At 36.7% G+C, this 22,433-nt stretch carries 20 protein-coding genes; 5 read left to right on the top strand and 15 right to left on the bottom strand.

Annotated elements, in window-relative coordinates:
* Positions 1–9: 9 nt before the first annotated feature.
* Genes M9949_14675 through M9949_14640 form a run of 8 tightly spaced genes read right to left on the bottom strand, consistent with a single transcriptional unit; the run spans position 10 to position 7,638 of the window.
* Positions 10–1,032: a serine/threonine-protein phosphatase gene (locus M9949_14675; protein MCO5252650.1), complete on the bottom strand. Its 1,023-nt coding sequence runs from the start codon at positions 1,030–1,032 to the stop codon at positions 10–12.
* A gap of 8 nt (positions 1,033–1,040) precedes the next feature.
* Positions 1,041–1,412, bottom strand: coding sequence for a DUF1987 domain-containing protein (locus M9949_14670; GenBank protein ID MCO5252649.1), 372 nt, complete (start codon positions 1,410–1,412; stop codon positions 1,041–1,043).
* A 4-nt stretch (positions 1,413–1,416) separates the two neighbouring features.
* Positions 1,417–1,950 carry a SiaB family protein kinase gene (locus M9949_14665; protein MCO5252648.1) on the bottom strand — a complete coding sequence of 178 codons (534 nt, stop codon included), beginning with the start codon at positions 1,948–1,950 and terminating at the stop codon, positions 1,417–1,419.
* Positions 1,951–1,953: 3 nt separating this feature from the next.
* Positions 1,954–3,936 (bottom strand): SpoIIE family protein phosphatase, encoded by a 1,983-nt coding sequence (locus tag M9949_14660; protein MCO5252647.1) that lies wholly within the window; start codon positions 3,934–3,936, stop codon positions 1,954–1,956.
* Positions 3,937–3,955: 19 nt separating this feature from the next.
* The gene (locus M9949_14655) at positions 3,956–4,801 is read right to left on the bottom strand and encodes a metal ABC transporter permease (protein MCO5252646.1); all 846 of its coding nucleotides are present in this window, start codon (positions 4,799–4,801) and stop codon (positions 3,956–3,958) included.
* Positions 4,798–5,946: a metal ABC transporter permease gene (locus M9949_14650; protein ID MCO5252645.1), complete on the bottom strand. Its 1,149-nt coding sequence runs from the start codon at positions 5,944–5,946 to the stop codon at positions 4,798–4,800. Before M9949_14650 ends, M9949_14655 begins: the two co-directional genes overlap by 4 nt.
* Positions 5,946–6,686, bottom strand: coding sequence for a metal ABC transporter ATP-binding protein (locus M9949_14645; GenBank protein MCO5252644.1), 741 nt, complete (start codon positions 6,684–6,686; stop codon positions 5,946–5,948). Before M9949_14645 ends, M9949_14650 begins: the two co-directional genes overlap by 1 nt.
* A gap of 1 nt (position 6,687) precedes the next feature.
* On the bottom strand, positions 6,688–7,638 hold the full coding sequence (locus M9949_14640; GenBank protein ID MCO5252643.1) for a zinc ABC transporter substrate-binding protein: 951 nt from the start codon (positions 7,636–7,638) through the stop codon (positions 6,688–6,690).
* Positions 7,639–7,901: 263 nt separating this feature from the next.
* On the opposite strand from M9949_14640, the gene rpsA reads away from it, so the two are divergent.
* Entirely contained in the window at positions 7,902–10,148 is a 2,247-nt protein-coding gene (gene rpsA / locus M9949_14635; GenBank protein MCO5252642.1) for a 30S ribosomal protein S1, read from the top strand.
* A 95-nt stretch (positions 10,149–10,243) separates the two neighbouring features.
* On the opposite strand, the gene M9949_14630 is transcribed toward rpsA, so the two are convergent.
* Together M9949_14630 and M9949_14625 are read right to left on the bottom strand one after the other, a co-directional pair.
* Entirely contained in the window at positions 10,244–12,643 is a 2,400-nt protein-coding gene (locus M9949_14630) for a YfhO family protein (GenBank protein MCO5252641.1), read from the bottom strand.
* 2 nt (positions 12,644–12,645) lie between these two features.
* Entirely contained in the window at positions 12,646–13,476 is an 831-nt protein-coding gene (locus M9949_14625) for a glycosyltransferase family 2 protein (protein MCO5252640.1), read from the bottom strand.
* Between the two features lie 339 nt (positions 13,477–13,815).
* Between M9949_14625 and M9949_14620 the strand changes: the two genes are divergently transcribed.
* From M9949_14620 to M9949_14605, 4 genes are all read left to right on the top strand, one after another.
* Positions 13,816–14,616 (top strand): polyphosphate polymerase domain-containing protein, encoded by an 801-nt coding sequence (locus M9949_14620; protein ID MCO5252639.1) that lies wholly within the window; start codon positions 13,816–13,818, stop codon positions 14,614–14,616.
* Positions 14,588–15,223, top strand: a complete 636-nt coding sequence (locus tag M9949_14615; GenBank protein ID MCO5252638.1) for a DUF4956 domain-containing protein — start codon at positions 14,588–14,590, stop codon at positions 15,221–15,223. The genes M9949_14620 and M9949_14615 overlap by 29 nt, the downstream gene beginning before the upstream one ends.
* Entirely contained in the window at positions 15,210–15,905 is a 696-nt protein-coding gene (locus M9949_14610; GenBank protein ID MCO5252637.1) for a DUF2490 domain-containing protein, read from the top strand. Before M9949_14615 ends, M9949_14610 begins: the two co-directional genes overlap by 14 nt.
* Positions 15,906–15,988: 83 nt before the next feature.
* Positions 15,989–16,396: a hypothetical protein gene (locus M9949_14605; protein MCO5252636.1), complete on the top strand. Its 408-nt coding sequence runs from the start codon at positions 15,989–15,991 to the stop codon at positions 16,394–16,396.
* Here the strand turns inward: M9949_14605 and M9949_14600 are convergent.
* The 5 genes from M9949_14600 to M9949_14580 all read right to left on the bottom strand — a co-directional run.
* The gene (locus tag M9949_14600; protein ID MCO5252635.1) at positions 16,393–17,154 is read right to left on the bottom strand and encodes a hypothetical protein; all 762 of its coding nucleotides are present in this window, start codon (positions 17,152–17,154) and stop codon (positions 16,393–16,395) included. The two genes, M9949_14605 and M9949_14600, sit on opposite strands and share 4 nt — an antisense overlap.
* Complete coding sequence (locus M9949_14595) at positions 17,154–18,392, bottom strand: RseA family anti-sigma factor (GenBank protein MCO5252634.1); 1,239 nt, start codon at positions 18,390–18,392, stop codon at positions 17,154–17,156. The genes M9949_14600 and M9949_14595 overlap by 1 nt, the downstream gene beginning before the upstream one ends.
* Before the next feature lie 22 nt (positions 18,393–18,414).
* Positions 18,415–18,987, bottom strand: a complete 573-nt coding sequence (locus M9949_14590) for an RNA polymerase sigma factor (protein MCO5252633.1) — start codon at positions 18,985–18,987, stop codon at positions 18,415–18,417.
* A gap of 79 nt (positions 18,988–19,066) precedes the next feature.
* Positions 19,067–21,166: a tetratricopeptide repeat protein gene (locus tag M9949_14585; protein MCO5252632.1), complete on the bottom strand. Its 2,100-nt coding sequence runs from the start codon at positions 21,164–21,166 to the stop codon at positions 19,067–19,069.
* Positions 21,167–21,277: 111 nt separating this feature from the next.
* On the bottom strand, positions 21,278–22,433 hold a 1,156-nt coding region (locus M9949_14580; protein MCO5252631.1), incomplete at its 5' end, for a HAMP domain-containing histidine kinase.

Below are 22,433 nucleotides of genomic sequence, written 5' to 3'. Positions count from 1 at the left end.
ATGAGGCTATTAACGAAATGAAGCCTTAAGAATTGAAAAGTCGTCGTCAAGTGGGTTGTTATCGTACAATACTACTAACTTGTCGTAGATATCTTTTATATCTTCGTTTGCTTTGAAAGATTCGTAAACGAAGTCGGCAAATTGGTCTATCGTCATCATTTCATCCCCTTCAATCGGTATTTCGTATGCACCATCCGAATATATCATCAGATTTGCCGGAGCTACGATTTCGACTTGCTCGCTTTTGTAATGAGTATCTTTGATGATTCCTACAAAAAAATTATCGGAGCCGAGTTGAGTCAGAGCCAAGTTTTGGTCAAGTAAAAATGCCGGAGGATGGCCTGCGGCACAGTAACTCAAAATTTTCGATTTGTGATTATATACACCGTACCAAATTGTGAAGTACAAATTATCATGGTCTATCATTTGATATTGTTGGTTGAGAGCATTTAGCAATTCTCCAGGGTCACGGTAATCAATTCCGGTCATATGAGCATTATTGATAGTATTCACTACCGAAACTGAATATAAAGCAGACCTAACACCATGACCGCAAACATCTAACAAATAAAGTGCAAAATGCTCGTCGTCTAATTGTTTGAATCCCAGCAAATCGCCACCCAGATGAAGCGATGGTATAAATGACCAATCAACTTTTAGTTTGTGGGAGTCAAAAGCCGCAGGTTCCGGAATCATACTTCTGACATATTCCGCAGCTCGTTTAAGTTCTAACAAAATTTTATTGTTTGCCTTATTAAGTTCTTGGTTTTTGGCTGAAATGACCTCGTTTTGTTCTTCGAGCTTTTGGCGTGCATTTCTTAATTTTTGCTGATTATTATCGCTAATTCTGACAATTTTTGCGGTTTGCTTGAGTATTTTTGCATATTCACTGACAAGTTCATCAATATGAATAATCTTCGAAGCATCAGTTCCATATTGTTGCTCAATGGAATCTATTATGCCTCGAAGCCTTTTGTATTCGCCGGGGAATACGTTGATGTCAATTTCATGAAGATGCTTATCTAAGCCCATTCTAACCCTTAATATGGAATTAATTTACAAGGTAAAGTCAAATCTGAAGTAAATTCAATTCCGCTGTCTTCGATATCATCATCTTCTTCTTCAAAATACCAATTCAAGGATACTTTACCGCCTGTTTTATGATAATTTTCCAATACCTCAATAATATCAAGAATTGATTTGGAAGAGCTTGTATTAAAATAGGTCAATTTGAATGAAAATTCAATTTCGCGTTTCATTTCCATATAATTGTTCAACCACCCGAAAACCGGTTTGTAAAATTCTGCCGAATTTTCAGGATATGATTCTCCAGCAATGATTAGTTTACCCGTAGCTTCATTGAATTCAATGGACGGTGTAGTTTTGGTTTTACTGAGATTTAAGTCTGACATTCATTTACTCCTTATCAATTTGAACTTTTATGGTTACAAAAGTATTTTCTGCATCTTTTTTATGTTTATTGTACGAAATTTTTCCTGAAGCTTTTCGGGCAATTTCAATCAATCCCAATCCGGCGCCTTTGCTCTCTACCGGTCTATCGGCATGCAAACTTGATGAATATTTGTCCTTGAGTTGGTCATCATTCATAGCATTCAGGTTATCAATTTTGTCCGTCAGAAAACGAACGCCTTGATTATTCACCATGTTGCCGGAATAAATCGTAAAGTTTGTATCATTTTCGGTGAAAAGAATTATTCCAACGCCGATTTCTTTCCCATCAATTAGTACACGTTCTGAAGAGTAGTGCATAATATTTTGAGAAAGTTCGACAAAAATCGAGAAGAGTTTCTTCAATTTTTTGTTCAGATTAACCCTGTTTTTCACAATGTTGCCCATTTCTACAAGAATTTCTTGCGATAAAGCTCCTTTGAATGAAAGCAGTACGTTATGCCTGTTGGCTGTGTCGTAATATTCGTGTAAATCTATCATTGCTCAGATCCTTAATCCGATTATGGTGATATCATCTCTTTGTCTCTCATTTCCAATATGGTCCTCGAACTCTTGATTAATAATATTTAATTGTTCTTCGGCACCTTTTTGAGATAACAAATATAACAAATTTTTTAGTTTCTTTGTGCTGTATTTCTTGTTAACTTCATTATTTTGGTCTGCAAAGCCATCGCTTGTCAGGTAAATCATCGAATTATTTTGATTTCCCAATTCATGCAATGTATAATTCAAGTCTCCTGAAAAACTGCCAATAGACTGTTGTTCACCCTTGATTTCTAAAATCTCATTCTCACGAACTATGTAAACGGGACGCCTCGCACCTGCAAAATTTACATTCCCTAATTCATCTACGCTAATCAAACAAACATCCATTCCATCGTTTACAACATAATTTTCGGCATTTTGCAATGAATGGCTTACCCTTTTGTCTAATTCATCTAATATTTCAGCAGGATTTGAGACCAAATCATTCACAACAATTTCATTTAGCAAAGTGTTACCAATCATGGACATAAATGCTCCGGGCACTCCATGACCTGTACAGTCAATAACAGCAGCAAAACGTATGCCACCAACTTTTTTAAACCAATAAAAATCTCCGGAGACTACATCCTTCGGCTTGAAAAAAACGAAATTCTCAGCGAATAATCCCCTAATAAATGTATCTGACGGAAGCATCGCATTTTGAATCGTAAGACCATAATTGATGCTATCCATGATTCGTTCAGTTTGCTCGACGATTGTCTCATTTTGTTTATTCAGTAGCTCGTTTACGGATTCAAGTCTTTGGTTTTTCTCTTCCAATAAGGCATTGCTCTTCTTTTTGGAACCGAATAAGATGAACAGAATTATCAGTATGATAATAAACAATCCCAGAAACAGCGAAATATAATAGATTGTTTGCTTTTGGTTTTTCAACATGCTTTCTTTCAATTGCATCTGAAGTTCCATGTTTGTGTTCACAAGCTCGATTTCGGATAATTTATCTTGAGATATTGCACGTTTTGTACGTTCCAGATTAAGTCGCTTGTTAATTTCTCGGAGTAGCGAACTTGATTTTATTTCTTCAGACAAAATTTTCGAATAATTATCCAAATATACTAATGCTTGTGTGAGATTTTCGTTTTTCAACTCTAATAAATACAGTGAATACAGCACTCTTTTGAGCATAGACAAATTGCTGATTTCCACCAATATAGTTTCAGCTTTTTGTAATTTATCCTTTGCAGTTTCGATATCACCAATGTCGTATGCTACTTCACCCCATATTGTAAAAGTCTCTGCTAATCCGTCTCTGTCAGCTAAGTGCCGATATTGAATTTCCGCTTGACGCAATATTTCAAATACTGCATCATTTTGCAATTGTGTTCGGTAAATTCGCGCCAAATCTAATAGGTTACGGGCATAATTTGATTTGAAATCATTCGCTTTATTGAAATCTAATGCTTTATTGAATTCGGTTTCCGCTGCAGCTATATCTCCCGTTTCTTCATAAATCAATGCCAATTCAGATGTGGCAGCCGAATAATATGCTTTGAAATTTTCAGGAAGCTTCGAATTGAACAATAAATCCAAATAGGATTTGGCAGCGTCATATTCTTGGGCTTCTCGAGCGATTTTTGCCGAAATAACGAGCAACTCATAGACTTTAGTCGTGTCTTTTAGCTTTGTATATTCAATTCTTGAAGAGTCATGATAAAGGTGTGATTTGAATGGGTTATTCATCACATAATATGACATACCTAACAAATGATATGCTTTTGCTAAATTCACAGTATCATTATCATCTCTTAGAGTCTGTATGATTCCCTTTGTTAAGTCGTATGCTTCAAGAACGTTATCATCGAAATTGGCTTCGGCTTCGAGTATTACAATCGTGTTCGATTCCCTGTCTGCCCAACACAAATTCCAACTTGATAATAAAATCAAAATTGCTGCGATTACTATTTGTTTTTTTAAGTTCATAAATCATCAGTCGAATTTGTTACACTCTAATTGCTTTTAATTTTACCAGTGATAATGTGACCAAGAAAACTACTCCGCACATTACTGCAATACCTCCGGAAACTGCTGCATCAAAATATATCGAAAGGTAGAACCCCGATATAGATGAAATTATGGCAAAAATAATCGCCCAAATTATCATACTAATCACCGTTCGCGTAAACAAATGAGCCGTTGCCGCCGGCACTATAAATAGTGCAATTACCAAAATCGAACCTGCCGCATCGAATGAGGCTACCGCAGTAATTGATACAATTGTCATAAACAAGTAATGCAATGTCAAATTTTTAAACCCAAGAACGGCAGAAAGCTGCGGGTCGAAAGTCGTGATGTTCAATTCTTTGAAAAATATTATGATAAACAACAAGTTAATCAAAATTACCGAACCGAGTATATATAATGATTTCGGACCGTAATCCACACCGTCAATCACTAAATTATTTAGTGCAGAAAGTGTAATATCGCCTACTAAGACACTATGTTCGTGAAAATGCACACTTGACATTTGCATTGAAATCAAGATTACACCAATCGAAAACAACCCCGGAAAAACAAGCCCAATCGAGGCATCTGTTTTGACAAGTTTGGAGCGGCTTATTAATTCTGTCAGATAGACCATAAGTAAGCCTGATAATGCTGCACCTAAAATTATCAACGGCGATGACCTGTCCAACACAATTAAAAAAGCAATGATTATACCCGGCAGAACTGAGTGGCTAATTGCATCGCTCATCATAGACATTCGCCTGAGAACTAAGTACGTCCCCGGTATTGCACATGCAATCGCAGTCAAAAGCCCTATTAGCAATACCATTAGGCTTATCATATCAGTTCACCTTTTGTTAGTAAGATTGATTCCGCTTTCTTAAGCCCTTTGTCAGTCAAAACCCATACATCGCCGTTCATATTTCTTACTAAGCCCAAATCAGACAATATCGTTAGACTCTTTCGGACATTGAATTTCTGCTCGTGCATCGTTAGCAATACTTTGGCGCTATGACCCACACGATAGTCATCATTGTGATGCCTTTTGAGCTGGTACAAATCCACAAGCACTAAGCTCAGTCTGATTCTTTGTTTACGGGCAAATCCTTTGATTAACTCTGCAATAAGTCCTCTATTTGGAGAGAATAATATCGAAATGACAAAAATCAGCACGAGTATCAACACAATTACCGGTCCGGTAGGTAATTTTTGAATAGAAGCTGAAATGAGTGCTCCGCTCAAACCTGCTATCAAGCCAATAAAAGCAGAAATGATGACCATGGTTGAAAGTTTATTTGTCCATTGCCGTGCTGCGGCTGCAGGAGTGACAATCATCGCTACCATCAATATTACACCAACGGATTGCAAACCGATAATAATTGCAATTACAATTGACGACACCATCATAGCATCTAATAACTTAGAGTTGAACCCAAGCGAATGAGCAAAAGTCCTGTCAAAAGTATGTAGTTTGAATTCTTTCCAAAAAATAATCAAACCCGAAATAGTCAGAATGCCGAAAAATGAAATAATATTTACGTCAGTATGAGTGAGCGTAGATGCACTCCCGAAGATATAGTCCTCCAATCCTGATTTGCCCGGAATATTCCGACGTTGAATCAATGAAAGCAAAAATATGCCCAATCCAAAAAATACGGCTAACATAATCCCCATCGAGCTATCGGATTTGATTTTGCTTACGCTCATCAATCGAGACGAAAAGTGCATAGCCAGAAATCCGGTTACCGTTGCACCGAGAATCAAAATCAAAGAACTCTTATTACTACTGCCTGTGATTAAAAAGCTTAGTAGGAAAGCTATCACAATTCCGGGCAACGCCGAATGTGCTACAACGTCTCCGGCTAAACTTTCCCTACGCAAAAAGGCAAAACTACCGAATGCTCCGGCAACTATTCCCAAAATCGAAGACCCCAACGCTACGTTTCGAATTGTATAATCAAAAAATATGTCGTAGATGAATTCCATCAATCTATAATTGAATCATTTTGCGTAAAATTGAAATGTCCGCCATATGCTTCGTAAATGATTTCCTTCTTGTAAACATCTTCGACTTTTCCGCTTGCGTAAATTTTAATGTTCAACACTGTTATCATATCGAAATAATCGCTCAAAGTGATTAATTCATGGTGCACGGCAACGATTGTTTTGCCTTCGGCTTTGATTTCGCGGAAAATTTGCATTATTGATTTCTCGGTTTTCGCATCTATTCCGGCAAATGGTTCATCAAGCAAGAAAATATCCGCATTTTGGACTAAAGCACGTGCTATAAATGTTCTCTGCTGCTGTCCGCCGGATAGTTGGCTAATTTGTCGGTCGGCATATTCCTCCATTCCTACGCGTTGAATAGCATCAAATGCCAATGCTTTCTGGATTTTGCCGGGTCGGCGAAACCAACCTAATTGCCCGTATGTTCCCATCATTACGACGTCAAAAACAGTAGCCGGGAAATCCCAATCTACAGCCGAACGCTGAGGCACGTATGCGATTCTTTTTCTGACTTTATCGTAATCTTCGCCGAGAATTTTAATTTTTCCGGCAATAGGTTTGACCAATTTGAGAATTGACTTAATCAACGTGCTTTTGCCGGCGCCATTCGGTCCGGCAATGCCCATAATCACTCCTTGCGGAATTGACAAATCAATATCCCAAAGCACAGGTTTGTCGTTATATGCAACCGTTAAATCATTTATTTCGATTGCAGGCAAATTATTCACTGTGACCTGATGTGAGTTCATTTTGAATTAAATCTGCATTGTATTTAATAATCCCGATATAAGTATCCAACGGCGATACGTCGCCCAAAGCATCGGAATAAAGCGGTTTATCTGAAATTTTAATATCATGGTTACGGCTTTGTACCGCATTTCGCAAAGCTTCTACTGACTTGTTGTTCACCATAGTTTCAAAAAATAATACGTGTACTTTTTTTTCAACTACATAATCAGCAAGTTCGCGTAATTCCTTGATTCCGGCTTCAGTTTCAGTCGTGATGCCATGAACAGCTTTTACCTCGAAGCTATAAGCACGAGAAAAATATCTAAAAGCGTCATGCCCTGTGACGAGGATTCTATTTTCGGCAGGAATTTGTTGGTACTTGTAAAGTGCATAATTATATGCGTCGAAAACATCGCGAAGGTAGTCGGCACCATTATCCTTGTAAAAGTTGGCATTTAGTGGGTCCTTTTCAACAAGCACTTCAATAATTCGTTGAATCGAATACTTCCAAATCAAAGGATTATTCCAAATATGTGGGTCGTAATCTTCGATATTATCATCCGGATTGATGTCAATCAAGCTGTCAACCGGAATAGCATTGCCAATTGCAATTGATTTATCGGAGCCTTTCGATGCGAGAATTTCGCCCATTTTGGCTTCGAGCCCGACACCATTATAAAAAACCAAATCCGCTTTCATTATTGATTCGGCATCAGACACACTCGGCACGTAGGAATGCGGGTCAACGCCGGGTCCGCAGATTACTTTGATAATTTCGACTCTATCGCCACCGATATTTTTGATAGCATCATCAATCATGCCCGTAGTAGCTACAATTTTCAATTTGCCTGTGTCAGCCGTTTTGCTTTCTTCCTTCGCACAAGACACAATCAACATAGCCGCCAATAAAACAAACAATAATTTTACGAAATTGATTTTCATTTTTAATCCTTCATATATTACAAAATGGTATTAACGATTAACTTTCACTTTTCGGGCTAACATTATTTTTTAATTTACCTAAATATTTCGTGATTTTTATATAAGTTTCAATAAAAAGTATTAGTTATGCAAAAATAATTTGGTCAATTTGCAAAATAATATTACTTTGCAAAACTCTATACACCAAAGAGTGAAAATAATAATTGTAGATGTAATAATTACATCTTTTGTAAAACTAAATTGTATTTTTTTGGAGGATTTTAATGTCAGATAATACTGATATCAGCCATGATTCAATGGTTGCAACCGAACAAGTTAAACTTGATTCATCTGCTAAGCTAATGGAAGCAACAAAAGCAAAACACCAATCTCGCTCAAGTTACGACGAAGTCGTAAATTTACTTGAAAATGGATTTGAATCGCTCGAACTAAGCGATGACGACTTTACGAATTTATTCGACACAAAGATTCAGACAATCAAAGAAGATGAATTGGTCAAAGGTAAGATAGTCCAATTGTCGAAAGATGAAGTTTTTGTTGACATCGGGTTCAAATCTTTAGGCGTTGTACCGCGTGCAGAATTACTTAATGCCGAAACTTACCAAATTGGCGACGAAATTGACGTTTACATAGACAAAATGGAAGACCCAACGGGCAGACTTGTACTATCACGTCGTCGTGCAGATTTCATGAGAATTTGGGATGATATTATTTCATTATTTGACAAGCAAGAAATCGTAAAAGTCAAGATTTTGAGAAGAATCAAAGGCGGTATGGTTGTTGATTTACTCGGCATCGAAGCATTTTTGCCGGGTTCGCAAATTGACGTTCGTCCCGTTCGCGATTTCGATGGTTGGGTTACAAAGACAATTGACGTCCGCGTAGTAAAAGTCAATCATCCAAGTGAAAACGTCGTTGTCTCCCACAAAGTACTCCTCGAAGAACAACTTTCCGAACAAAGACTTGAAATCATGGCAAGACTCGAAAAAGGTCTCGTACTCGAAGGTATCGTGAAAGCAATTTCCGACTTTGGTGTGTTTGTTGACCTTGGCGGTGTTGACGGGCTCGTTCACATTACTGACTTATCATGGGGCAGAGTCACTCATCCTTCAGAAATCGTTAGTCTCGATTCAACAGTGAAAGTTGTTGTGCTTGATTTTGACGGTGACAAAAAACGTATTTCACTCGGCATGAAACAACTTACTCCTCATCCATGGGATACAATCGGCGAAAAATACGAAAAAAGTACAAAAGTTACAGGCAAAGTGGTCAGCTTGACTGATTACGGTGCATTTATTGAAATTGAAAAAGGCGTCGAAGGTCTAATTCACATTAGCGAAATGTCTTGGACTCAACATGTCAAGCACCCATCGCAAATCGTGTCTATGGGACAAGTTCTCGATGCAATTGTATTGAATATTGACAAAGACAACAAGAAATTAGCTCTCGGAATGAAACAATTAGAGCCGGACCCATGGGAAGATTTGATGAAAAAATATCCCGTTGAATCAAAACACATCGGTATCGTTCGCAATTTGACCAACTTTGGCGTATTTGTCGAACTCGAACCGGGCGTTGATGGTTTGGTGCATATTAGCGACTTGTCTTGGACTAAGAAGATAAGACATCCCGGGGAATTCGTCAAAAAAGGCGACCGCCTCGATGTTATCGTTTTGAGCATTGACCCCGACCAACGTCGTATCGCACTCGGACATAAGCAAATCAATGACAATCCTTGGGACTTCTTCGAGGATAAATACAAGATTACTGCTGAAACCGAAGCTAAGATTGAACGCATTATCGAAAAAGGCGTCATCGTCGAACTTCCTGACGGAGTTGACGGTTTCGTTCCGGTATCGCAATTATCGTTTGCACCTGTCAAAAACATCAGCGAATACTTCAAAATTGGCGATTTGTTGCCTTTGAAAGTTGTTGAATTTGACAAAGATGCTAAGAAAATCGTATTATCGGTTGTAGAAGCACTTCGAGGCAAAGACCAAACTTTGATTGATGATTACAATACCGCTCACCCGGTACCAAATGCTGATAATCTATCGGTCGAAATCACTTATGACAGCTCACAAGCAGACATCTTCAACGAAGAATACAATCCCGATTATAAGCTGTTGAAGCAAAAAATCGAAGAGCAATTCAAAGGCTCAGATACTCCTGAAGATGATGCTCCTGAAGCACCTGTAGCAAAAGCACCTAAAGCTGAAAAAGCTACGGAAGAAGTCGTTGAAACACCTGTTACTGATGCTACCGAAACAGCTACAGAAGAAATCGTTGAAACACCTGTTACTGATGCTACCGAAACAGCTACGGAAGAAATCGTTGAGCCGCTACCGGCAGAACCCGAGGTAGAAGTTCCGACTGAAGACGAACCAGTGATTGAAGTGCCCGAAGAAGAACCTGTTATCGAAGTTCCGGTAGAAGAACCCGAAGTGGAAGAAACTCCTGCCGAAAACGAAGATGACAAAGCTGAAGAAGAAGAAGAAACAAAACAATAATTCACTTTAGAATTAAATTTACACAGAGGCTGTCCCACAAGGGTAGCCTCTGTTTTTTTTATGCACCCGTATAAAAAAGGTTTACAATCATCGCCCTAATCCGTAGCTTTTGCATTTCTTTTGCGTTTGTACAAATTGAGTGAAATAAGAAGCAAGGCTGAAATGCCGGAAATGAGTATTGATAAGCCCAGATTGCGTAATCCGTACTCGAGTTTGATTTCGTGATTGCCTTTGGGCAATTTGATGCCGATTAGCCCATGGTTGACAATTTTGATTTCATGCGGCTTTCCATCCACTTGCAATTTCCATCCCTTGTCGAAAGGTGTGGTAATCAACACGATTTTATCGGTAGAAACCGTGATTGAGCCTTCGATTACCTTTTGAGTGAAATTTTTCATTTTAAGATGTTCATTGCTAATTGTCGCAGAAAATTTCGCTATATCATTCGGCGAATACTGCTGAAGAGTATCGCTGTGCTTCAATTCTTTATAGTCGTAATAATTTTTCTTAAGTGAATCGGCAATGACAATGGCTCGGAGCGTCATAACATCGGAATGAATGATTGGAAGCTTTGCAAATTCGCTTTCGGTGATATACGAATCGTAGGAACTTCCGAATGGCACAAAGTTTTTGTACTCATATATTTTGATTTTGTCCACGCTATCAACCAATTCAGCACCAAATCTTTCGTAGCCGAGCCAATCGTTTTTGCATAGCCGATAGCGCGTATTTGCCATAATTTGCAGATAATACCGATGTTTAAGCCCGATTGACCAACGTGTTGCAATTTCGTTTTTCGGGTCGAAAACTTTCATTCCTGCTAAAAAGTTGACGTAGTATTTCTGGTTGAAGTTATTATAAGTCTCGGTGCCGAAATAATTCTGAGCCATCGCATCCAGAAAACTCATATGTTTTGACCATGCCGAATGATAATCCTTGTCAATTCGGAAAAATGATTTGTCGCGAGATTTAATTTTCGCAATTGCTTCATTTGTATAATCAAAATATCCCGTTTTGCTTGTGTATTGTTCGATTGTCAAGAGTCCTCTATCGTTGATTGTCATATACGAAAAAACTGCTAATTCGAGCGTAATCAAGACCAGCAAGGCTTTCGGCAGATGTGGGAGAATAGATTTTTCCCTCATCATGAAAAATACTGCGATGTAAAAAATCACGAAAGTCAGAACCAAAACCTGCATAGTTTCGTTTGGTACAACCGAAGGTTCAAAATTGAACAATGCCATTGCGAGTATAACAACTGTACTAAAGATAAGTGGTCTTAGGTCGATTTTTTCAACAGTGAAAATAATGTCGAGCGATTTGATAGCGTAAAATACGATGTAGAATGAAAAATAGAATGAAAATGTGCGATAATAATCACCATTGAAAAGCCAAAAAGCGTATCTGAAGTACGGGAATATGGAACTAATCAGCCACATACTGAAAATGATGATGAAGAAGATTTTCTGCCGCTTTGTGAGACATGTAAAAGTTTGAGCCACCAATAGCAATGACAACAAACCTACATATCCCATCGGACCTTCGAGATAGTTGATATAGCCCGTATAATCATTTCCGGCACCCGCCATATCCGATGACAAAAACCTGTAAACTGCCGTTTGCAATTCTACCGATGAAGCAATTTCATAGAAAGGCTTCTGCGATAAAGATTCGGTATATGAAGCCTCACCACTAACCCTGGGAGATTCCATTACACGGTTAAAATTGGCATAGAACAAGACAAAGCTTAGTCCGATTCCAAGCGCCCCGAGCAAAATGAATTTCCCGAACAGCAAAGAAAGCTCTTTTATGCTTTTATTTTCATCGCCAATGATTCGCATTGTAAGGTATAAAACTGCAAAAAGCGAAATCAAGAACAAATTGAAAGGCTGTTGTACGGCGGTCAAAGCGACTGCAATTACAAATGCAGTAATATTGCGCCTCTTGATATAACTTTCAATTCCGAAAAGGAAAATTGCAAATTGCATACCTTCTGCTGAGAAAAGATACCAGGTGCCACCGAGAATCATAAACCCCGAAAAGGTTAGCAACAAACTCCCGACAATAGATGAAAATGCGGACAAATCGAGCAATCTGAGATAGCGATAGAAAAAGTAGGCAGCAATGTATAACTTGAGAATTGCCAGAAATAAAATCACATAGGGAATTGCATCAGGGTGGAAAAGGAAAAAAAGTATATGCATCGGGTTGCTAAATACTGCCGGAAACACATTCGAGCCCATACCCTCGGTGAAAGTCCAAGTTGGAATCCCGTGCATCCCAAAATAAGTCACATATCCATAGAAATTCGGGAAGAAGCCCGTCGCAGTGTCACTACCAATATCAATAAAAAGATATAGAAAATTGTTTGTCAGAAAATTGAAGAAAATCACAATAACAATGAAGCTGACGGCTCCAAATAAAAAAGCAAGTGGTTTGCTTTCAAAAAAAGCAAGGAGCGAAGGGTGCGACTCGGGCTGATTGGTACTACTCATATTTACAATTCTTTTTCTTTGACAATCAGTTTGTAAAATAGCCAATACACAAATTTCTTTGGGAAAAATTGCAAAAACCAAATCATATTATTCTTTGACTTGTCTATTAATGAAACCTGATGACCATACTCTTTCATGGCACTCTTGCGCAATCTCACAGAGCGTCTGATTATTTCTCTTTGTTTAGTGAAAATCAAATTGGCACCATGAATGCGATATTTGACTAAATATTCGGGAAGATTTGCGAATTTGAAAATGCTCAATGTCCTTAACATCAGTTCTAAGTCTTCCGAAGGGTCTCTTTTACCAGAATAGAAACCTGCTTCACGCATTTTATCCATGCGTGCAAACATACAACTATGCTGAATAGGTGTCCGGCTCCAAATAGACTTTTTAATAGATTCGTCATCAACAGGGAATGATTTGTTTGCTATTACATTCCCTTTTCTATCAATGATTTTACAAAAAGCGCCGCAAATCGAAATATCGGGATTGGCTTCCATAAATTCATACTGTTTTTCGAGCCTATCAGGCATACTGATATCGTCGGAATCTAATCGAGCATAGTATTTGCCTTTTGCTGCCCTCAAGCCAATGTTGCATGAAATATTGACAAATTGATTAGTTTCGTTTTGGATGACTTTGATACGTGAATCGGCAGCAGCATATTTGTCAATAATCTCACGGCTGTTGTCAGTGGAAGCGTCTTCGACAATAATTAGCTCGAAGTCACGAAAAGTTTGGTTGAGTACGCTTTCAATGGCTTCGGCAATGAATTCGGCACCATTGTAATTAGGCATCAATACTGAAATTTGTACATTATCAATATCCAAATCTCTCTCCATGATTGTTAAATTTCTTTACTCAAATATAATCAGAAAATCATATAGAGTAAAAAAAATAATTAGTTTTAGATAAATTTTTATAGAGGTGAATTTATTTCAAAAAAAATCAAAAATCATCCAAACAGCCGATTGAATAGTAAGAATCAGGGGATTAGGCAATATGAATTGTTAAGAATGTGTGAAAATCAAAAATTTTTTCTTATTTTTGAAAATATATGAGAACATTTCGGCGATTCATGTGTTATTAGTATTAAGGATGTGTAACAATATTTTGGAAAGTTTATACAAAAAATTACTTGATGATTTTATTCACAAAGTAAGAAACTGATGATGACTGATTCGTTCAGAAATGAAGTTCAAGATGCTGTTCAGCCTTTTGAGTCAATATCCTTATTAGAGTTAGACTCCCACAAGCTTTTAGACAGATTTGACACTAAATTTGTACTCCATATTGATAACCTACATAGACTCATTTCCCATCTTCAAGATGATTTTTCGGCTTTGGAAATAGCCGATGAAAGAGTGTTTCAATACAAAACATTGTATTATGACACTGATGATAATTTGCTCTATCATCTGCACCACAACGGCAAATTGAACCGCTCAAAAGTGCGTGTACGAGAATATTCAAGTACAAGTAAGAAATTTTTTGAAGTTAAATTCAAATCCAACAAGCAAAAAGTTTACAAATCCAGACTTGCAGGCACTCAAATTGACCCTGAATTAAACAATGAGACTATCAAACAAATTCTAAAAAAATATAATCTCAATGATACAGATTTAAAGTCGAAACTAACGGTTACATATAATCGGATGACATTTGTGCACAAGACATTACCGGTAAAGATAACAGTAGATTGGGATTTGTATTTCAAAAACTGCATAAACGAAAGTGCTTTATCCGAGCTTGTCATTGTCGAATTCAAAACTGCTGAACCATCAGATGCTTCAGAGTTCACTATACTTATGAAGGAATTACACATTCATGAATTACGAGTAAGCAAATATTGTCTGGGTATGATGCTGTTGGATACTCAAATTAAACGGAATCGATTCAAGCAAAAATTAATGTTTATCAACAAAATGTTAGGAGAGAGGAATGGAAGTACCCAGTATTTTAGGGTTTGATTTATACAGCCCCCAAAATTATTTCGATTTTATATTCAGACTTACAATCAACCTCGTAGCTATATTTATTTTGGCTCGAAAAATATATTTCAAATACAGACCTAATCGCGATTATTTGTTCACTCTTCTTTTATTCAATATCATTGTATTTTTCGTTTGTTTTTTGCTCAATAAAGTAGTTCTAAGCATTGGTTTTGCTTTCGGTATTTTCGCAATATTTTCTATCCTTCGGTACAGAACGCTAACGATTCCTATCAAGGAAATGACATACATTTTCATAGCTATTAGCGTTGCTATTATCAATGCTTTGAGTGAAAATATAATTGGAATAGCCGAATTACTTGTCATAAATGGTGCATTGGTACTGTTAGTATATTTGTTGGAGCCGGGCAGAATCAGCAATGAATTATTCAAAATCATTCGTTACGAGAAAATCGAATTAATCAAACCAGAGCATCACGCCGAATTATTAGCAGATTTGTCTGATAGAACCGGTTTGCAAATCCATAGAGTTGACATCGGCAGGATTGACTTCTTACGCGATACGGCACTCATTCGGGCATATTATTATCCTTCTAACGGAGAGATAAGCAATGATTTCGATTAGCAGGAAAATTCCGCTTTTTTTCGTTTTTATAGTACTACTCTATTCTACAAATAACGCCACATCAAAAGATAACGAGTTGTGGGCTGGTTACAAATGGCAGTTTCCTTTAACTGATGATTTGAGCTTGCGATTTGCCAACGAAGCACGATTATTTAGGGACATAACAACAGTCAAACAACTGCTCCAAGACATTGGCGTGAGATATAATATAACAGATTATCTTGATGCTACTTTATCCTATCGGTTCAGGATGAAGCAGCACGACCCCACTGAGCAGCAGTTTTCGCCATTCCACGAAATAAATTTAGCGGCATCTGTAGATTTCTCGTACAAAAAAGTTGACTTTTCGTATAGGGCGCGATTCCAGAAGGAGTTTCGTGATGATAAAAAGTCAAACGATGAATATTTCAGAAATAGAATTGTAGCACAAACAAAAATTACCAAACAACTTAGACCTTTTGTATATAGTGAGCTTTTTTATAGATTGAATTATCATAAGGGCGATAGGTTCAATGCCGTTCGCTTGGGTTTGGGCATGGATTGGAAAATCACCAAAACAACAGCACTTACAGGCTCCTACACTTACGAAGAAGAATTCAATATTGAAAAACCGGAACTTAGAAATATTTGGGGTTTGGAATTTAGTTTCAATCTTGGAAAGGGTATTTCGTTACTTGATTAACAAATGTTTTTTTTACTTAGAATATTTTATTATTTTGGTAAAAAATTAATCACTTACAATTTTAAAATATGATGAAATACCTAATGATATTCGCATTGATATTAGCAACAGCTTGCTCATCAAGTTATGTCAACAAGTCGGAAGACGATTTCGGTTGCAATTACACGCGTGAACAGTTTATGTATGAGACGACAAACTCTATGCTCAGGAATGGATTTGAAGTTGTCAGTCATGATTCGGTAAGAGGCAAACTCGAGGTGATGAAACCTGTCAGAATTGATAATCGAGAGGCTGAGCTTTATTTCAATTTCAATTTTAAAGAGTATGATAAGAAAGTCAGTGTTTTATCGAAGTCCAAAATTTGGAATGATGACTTGAGTACTGAAGAGGAGTTCTACAATCTCAAGAACTATCGTTCTGAAATCAAATCCTACATGATGATTTTGGATAGTATCAAAGTCAATTGCGTTAAAGTGGCTTTCAGGAATTAATTTCCGTTTCCTGAAATTTCGATTTGGTCGTAATAATACCAATTATCACCGGATTCAAACTCAACTTTGAATTTTATTTTGGCATTGTGCAAACCCGATTTAGTAGGGTTGAATGCAATTCTTATATCTTCTGAATTTGATTGCGGGTTGATTGGCAATGGCAAGCTAACTTCCGGCTCGTTTATAAAGTTACCTTCAGCATCAATAAGTTCAAATTCTGTGATAGTAGCAACTACTGCGGAATTATTACGGATTTGAAAAATTTTCAGACTGAACTGATTAACCTGCGTATCTTCAAAAGCCAAATCATCTGCATAAACATGAGCAACTTTTGCCGTCAAAATAACTTTGGGGTTTTTATGGGTAGGATAGACAAGTGTATCATGATAATGACCGGACTCATTACTTTGAAATCGAAGCTTAAAATCCTTGGTGTAACCTGTTGTGAATTCTTTTTCGAGAGTTACAGGGAAATACAATCCTATAAAACTTGTTAAAGTTTTGAGCTTAGGGAAATTTGCATCTAAGACAATTACTTGTTGGTCTGTAATATTTGTCATAGTCAAATCAATTTCATAAACTTGATTGGGGCGTATTACATTGGTAATTATATTAGCTGGTGTGATAAGGAAGTTGGCTGGTACATCGTTAGGGTCATATTTCACTTCTTTATATCTTGTGGCATCAACTGATGCAGGGTCTTGGCATCCACCTAAGACCGACACAAAAAGTAACAATATGAACAATCTAACCATCATTATAATGAGGCTCCAATTCCAACGCTATAGCCCAATTTATGAGTCGAAAACCATTTGCCATTTTTCCAATCGCCACGAGTAGGATAGAGCATAGCACTATATTCAATTCCAAAATTCATGACGAAATTATCAGTAATCATGTATCCAATTCCGCCACCTACTTTGCCTAATGGTCCAACTTGAGATGCACCAAAAAGTGCATTAAACTCTGGAATGACTCCTGAATTGCCAATCTCTCCGAATACAAACTTGTATGTACCGGCTAACCACATACTATTAAAACTTTGCTTGTAATCATAAATGATTTCACCTTCTTGTTGGTCAAATTGCATCAAAAAATTCTCTTGACCATATGCAAATCCTACGGAATGATTTTTGCCAACTTTGTAATTAGCACCAATACTGAAATTATTCATGATTGGCTCATTACTAGCGGCTAAATCAAAATTTGGGAAAGAATAAGCACCAAATTTTTTGAAAGACAAACTAACGTTTGATAAAAATCTTCCCAAAGATGTATAATTCGGGGATTGGACAACACCATAGGAGTTCGCACCGCCAAAATCAAAATAATTGGCATTGTATGGGTTGCTATTGTCGATTGCTCTAAATTTTGTCTGCACTGCCAACAAATTATCGTTATTTGGCAATTGAGCCAAATCATCCGACAAATCATTTTGCACAGGGATTACAGCTGCATTCGGGTTTGATGCTGCTAAAGCTCCGGATTGGCTATTTACTCGGCGAGGAGCCAACAAATTATTAGCTGACTTGGCGCTCACAGTTTCATCATCGCTTTGGCTGCTCATTACCGGATATTGTTGTGCTGATGATTCTGAAGTCAAAAGAATTTGACGCATTTCCGCATCAGAATTTGAATCATTAAACTTACTAAACATCACAAGCCCAATCAACAAAATAAGAGATGAAACCGATGCTATACGTAGCCACGAACCTGCAAACATTGCAGAGTAGAATGCGGGCGAAAAGATACGCTCGATTAATGTTGGCGTGCCAAGCCCAACCTTAGTCAAAATCTTTTCTTTCAGGAAAGCCGGAGCTGCAACCTGCTTGTTACGGAAAGTGTTCTTAATCAACATCAACTGATTAAACTCTTCCTGCATATCCGGATTTTGAGCTAATTCATAGAAGAGTGTCCCAAGCTCTTCTTTAGAGAGCTCACCATCAATAAATGCGGTGAGTTTCTCGTCTGGTTTCAAAAATTCTTGCTCATTCATAAAATATCTCACTTTTTAATAATTAATTTTCATTTTGTATATCGTTAATGTAAGGCGTCATAATCTCTCGAAGTTTCTGTTTGCCTCTGAATATCCTTATTCTGACTACCGAAACAGTCACATCAAGTGCCACAGCAATGTCCTTGTAACTCATATCCATGAACTCTTTCATCACGATTACTTCGCGGAAATCTTCAGGCAAAGCATCCAATGACGTATGGAGTATATCTGCAATTTCATTATTCTCAATTTTTGTGTCGTTGTATTCATACTGAGATTCATCGAAGGTAACTTTGACTACTTTCCCTCTTGTTTTTTCATTCAAGCACAAATTTCTTGCTATTTTTATCAAATAACCTTGGACATTTGACATTTCGTCAATTTTTTGGACAGATTCGTAAAATTTTACAAAAATGTCTTGAAAAATGTCCTCCGAAATATTACTTGAATTAAGAACTTTTCGGCAATAGGTATAGATTTTATTTGCGTAACGCGAATAAATTTCGTCAAAGGCTTGTCGAGATACCGTTCTATCCTTAGATTTCAGATATACAAAAAGCTCTTCGTCTGTCCTATTTGCAAATTTTTCCAACATATTTTTATTTTTTACATACCTTCTATATGTATAAACAGTTGAAAAGCAAAAATGTCACACCTAAAAGTGATTTTTTTTTTTATTTTTTTGGAAATGTAAGAATAAAGGTCGAGCCTTCGTTCAATTTGGATTGAATTTCGAGCGTTCCGTGATGATATGCAAGCAATTCATTCACAAGCAAAAGCCCTAAGCCCGTACCGGATTCGTTTAGAGTTCCCGGAGCAGAGGGACTCTTTTCTTTTCTCATGAGCGTATTAATTTGCTCTTGTGTCATCCCGACACCGTAGTCAGTAATTTGGATTAAAGTAAAATATTCATTTTCGGAAGCATTGATTATAATTTCAGAGTTGATTTGCGAAAATTTGATTGCGTTATTGATTATGTTTCTCAAAATTGTCGATAGCATATTCAAATCAGCAAAAATTGGTAGCTCTGAAGGAATTGTGCTTACAATTTTGATTTGCTTATGATTTGCATTTATACGGAACAAGTCCGTAGTGTTATCTATTAAACCCTTGAGATTGATGTGCTCTGGATTGTAGGATATCAAATCTCTTTGTGTGAGCGACCATAGCAAAAGATTTTGGAGCAAATCATTCAAATTTTTTGCAGAATTCAGGATTTCCAGATTGAGATTATCGTATTCATCATCATCGAATTCGATTTGCTTGTCCTGAATCAAACTCGAAATTCCGATTATCACGCTCAGCGGGTTTCTGATATCGTGTGCAATTATCGACAGGAATTTATCTTTGGTCTCATTGAGTTGTTTTAATTTAACAGCGTTTTGTTCCAGGATTTGATTAGATTGTTCCAACTCGTCGTTCTTCTTACGGACCAAAGCGGCGAGTTTAGATACAGCATGATACCTGTTCCAGATTATGATAGCAATTATTACTACCAAAACAATCGTTATTAGAAGAAATGTGAATTGAGTTTGATTTTTGCTGTTTTCCCTGCTCAAAATCGAAATCTGGGCTTCTTTTTTGTCTAAATCCATTTGCGTTCTCATTCGGGACATTTCATCGTTATAGATGTTTTTGCTCAACGAATCACTAAACTGCTTGTGTAGAGTTAAGAACTCAAAAGCTACTTTGTAATTGCCATTCTCCGAATAGAACAATGCGAGCATTTCGGCACCTGTACTCATGTTTTGCAAAGAAGCAATTGACTTTGCACTGTCATAGCACTCTTTCGATATTTTGATGGCTTGTTGGATGTCGCCGGAATCGAAATAATCATATGCCAAATTGATTTTCGTTGATATAAGCGGCGATTTCAAATTATTGCTTGAATAATAGTCAATTGCTTTTTGATAATATGAGATTGATTTGGTGTAATCTCCTTTTTGTGAATAAATATTACCAAGGTTGTTGTTTATATTTGCTATGTAGTTCAAATTTCCAACTTTTTGAGCATTTTCTATGGCTTGTAAATAAAGTTTGGCTGCAGCATCGAAGTTGTCTTTCTTATCTTCAATCATTGCGAGATTGGAAAGTGTACCTGCGACTCTATTTATGTCGTTCATAACTTCTGCAATAGTCAAACATTCTTGAAATTTATCTTTTGCAGCATCATAATCTTTCAATTCATAAAATAGCAAACCGAAATCTGTCGTAATTATCGAAAAAGATTTCAAGATGAAGCTTATGGAATCCTTTTTGTTTTGGTCATAATTGTCGAATTCTCTTAAATACTTGGATAGTGTATCTTTGTCAAACATTGAATATGCTTCGAGGCTTATTTCCATTGCCCTGTTATAATTTGAAGTTCGTTGTTCAAGAAGCGAAAGCTGAGATAATGCAAAAGCATAGCTTACTTTTTTGTCCAATTTTTCAAAAATCTTTATAGCCTTTCGAATAGAATCCTTTGCCTCTTGGTATCGGTCAGTCAATGTCAGAAAGTAGGTATAATTACTCAAAGCCTTGCCAATTCTAAATTCATCTCCGAAGCTATAAACTTTTTCAAATAGAGTTTTATACAGCATTATTCTTTCTTCTACTGTCAGAACTTGTGCACCACCAATTACATCTTCGATAAATGTGATTTGTTCGACGCCACTTTTTTGGTTAACAATTACTAATAAACTGTCAGTAGAAGGATTTAATACGTTGTGACTGGTTATGGCGGCAAAAAAAATGATTGCAAATAAAAACTTGGATTTAAAGTTAATTTTCATAAGTATTTATATATTGTAAAAACAATAAGGTAAAAATATGAAGAAAATTCGTCGATGACAAAATTTTTTTGTCATTTTCGATTTTACTTTATAAATGTTTTAGATTTATATTCAAGAAATCAATTTTTCTACCTTTTTGGGGAACTTAAGCATAAAAGCGGTGCCTTCGTTGACTTTGGATTCGATTTCGAGTTTTCCGGCATGATAGGATAATAATTCAAATACAAGAATCAATCCTAATCCTGTACCGGTTTCGTTAAGAGTGCCCGGCACAGAATAACTTTTTTCCTTACTCAAAATTGAATTTACTTGCTCTACGGTCATTCCTATGCCATTATCAATGATTTCAATAGTAGCAGTATCTTGAGTTTCATAAGCGTTAATTTTGATTTCGGAATTGAGTTGCGAGTATTTGATAGCATTACTAATTAAATTTCTCAATATTGTAGAAAGCATATTCAAATCGGCAAAGATTGTCATTTCTTTTGTTATCTGTATATTCATTTTGATTTGCTTATGACTTGCATTGAGTTTGAATAAGCGTATGATGTTATCAACTAAACCTTTGAGATAGATTTTTTCGGGATTGAAAGAAATCAAATCTCGTTGAGCAAGCGACCAAAGCAAGAGATTTTGGAGCAAATCATTCAAATTTACTGCTGAATTGAGTATTTCCGAATTCAACTCGTCGTACTCATCAGCCTCAAATTCGATTTGCTTATCTTTGACCATACTTGAGATTCCGATTATTATACTCAGTGGATTCCTGATATCGTGAGCAATTATTGAGAAAAATTTATCTTTTGTTTCATTGAGTTGTTTCAACTTAACAGAATTTTGTTCAAGAATTTCATTTTTCTGCTCCAATTCTTCATTCTTCTTTTTGACCAAATTTGCTAATTTTGAAATAGAATGATATCTATTCCATAAAAGTATCGCTAATAAAGCAATCAGCACGATGCTTATCAACAACGAATTGAATTTCGATTCTTTTTGTTTGTTTTCGGCACTCAAAAGCTGAATACGAGCTTCTTGGCGGTCGAATTCCAATTGTGTTCTTAATTTGGAGACGTTTTCGTTATAAAGGTTCAAATTCAATGAATCTGAAAATTGCTTGGATAATCTGTTATATTTCAGTGCCTCTTTGTAATTGCCGAGTGAATCGTAAATTATTGACAACAACTCCGCTCCGTTTGACATAAAATTGAGCGAACCGATGCTAACAGCAGTATCATAAGATGATTTACTTAAATCTAATGCTTGTTGG

The sequence above is a fragment of the Candidatus Kapaibacterium sp. genome, assembly GCA_023957315.1.
In the GTDB taxonomy this organism is placed as follows: Bacteria; Bacteroidota; Ignavibacteria; order Kapaibacteriales; family UBA2268; genus PGYU01.
The sequence above is the reverse complement of the archived record's forward strand: the minus strand, read 5'-3'. Positions and strand labels throughout refer to the sequence as shown.

Excerpts from the sequence above, each read along its gene's own strand:
- M9949_14675 (MCO5252650.1), bottom strand. The coding sequence starts at position 1,032 with ATGGGCTTAGATAAGCATCTTCATGAAATTGACATCAACGTATTCCCC.
- M9949_14670 (MCO5252649.1), bottom strand. The coding sequence starts at position 1,412 with ATGTCAGACTTAAATCTCAGTAAAACCAAAACTACACCGTCCATTGAA.
- M9949_14665 (MCO5252648.1), bottom strand. The coding sequence starts at position 1,950 with ATGATAGATTTACACGAATATTACGACACAGCCAACAGGCATAACGTA.
- M9949_14660 (MCO5252647.1), bottom strand. The coding sequence starts at position 3,936 with ATGAACTTAAAAAAACAAATAGTAATCGCAGCAATTTTGATTTTATTA.
- M9949_14655 (MCO5252646.1), bottom strand. The coding sequence starts at position 4,801 with ATGATAAGCCTAATGGTATTGCTAATAGGGCTTTTGACTGCGATTGCA.
- M9949_14650 (MCO5252645.1), bottom strand. The coding sequence starts at position 5,946 with ATGGAATTCATCTACGACATATTTTTTGATTATACAATTCGAAACGTA.
- M9949_14640 (MCO5252643.1), bottom strand. The coding sequence starts at position 7,638 with ATGAAAATCAATTTCGTAAAATTATTGTTTGTTTTATTGGCGGCTATG.
- rpsA (MCO5252642.1), top strand. The coding sequence starts at position 7,902 with ATGTCAGATAATACTGATATCAGCCATGATTCAATGGTTGCAACCGAA.
- M9949_14630 (MCO5252641.1), bottom strand. The coding sequence starts at position 12,643 with ATGAGTAGTACCAATCAGCCCGAGTCGCACCCTTCGCTCCTTGCTTTT.
- M9949_14620 (MCO5252639.1), top strand. The coding sequence starts at position 13,816 with ATGATGACTGATTCGTTCAGAAATGAAGTTCAAGATGCTGTTCAGCCT.
- M9949_14615 (MCO5252638.1), top strand. The coding sequence starts at position 14,588 with ATGGAAGTACCCAGTATTTTAGGGTTTGATTTATACAGCCCCCAAAAT.
- M9949_14610 (MCO5252637.1), top strand. The coding sequence starts at position 15,210 with ATGATTTCGATTAGCAGGAAAATTCCGCTTTTTTTCGTTTTTATAGTA.
- M9949_14605 (MCO5252636.1), top strand. The coding sequence starts at position 15,989 with ATGATATTCGCATTGATATTAGCAACAGCTTGCTCATCAAGTTATGTC.
- M9949_14600 (MCO5252635.1), bottom strand. The coding sequence starts at position 17,154 with ATGATGGTTAGATTGTTCATATTGTTACTTTTTGTGTCGGTCTTAGGT.
- M9949_14595 (MCO5252634.1), bottom strand. The coding sequence starts at position 18,392 with ATGAATGAGCAAGAATTTTTGAAACCAGACGAGAAACTCACCGCATTT.
- M9949_14590 (MCO5252633.1), bottom strand. The coding sequence starts at position 18,987 with ATGTTGGAAAAATTTGCAAATAGGACAGACGAAGAGCTTTTTGTATAT.
- M9949_14585 (MCO5252632.1), bottom strand. The coding sequence starts at position 21,166 with ATGAAAATTAACTTTAAATCCAAGTTTTTATTTGCAATCATTTTTTTT.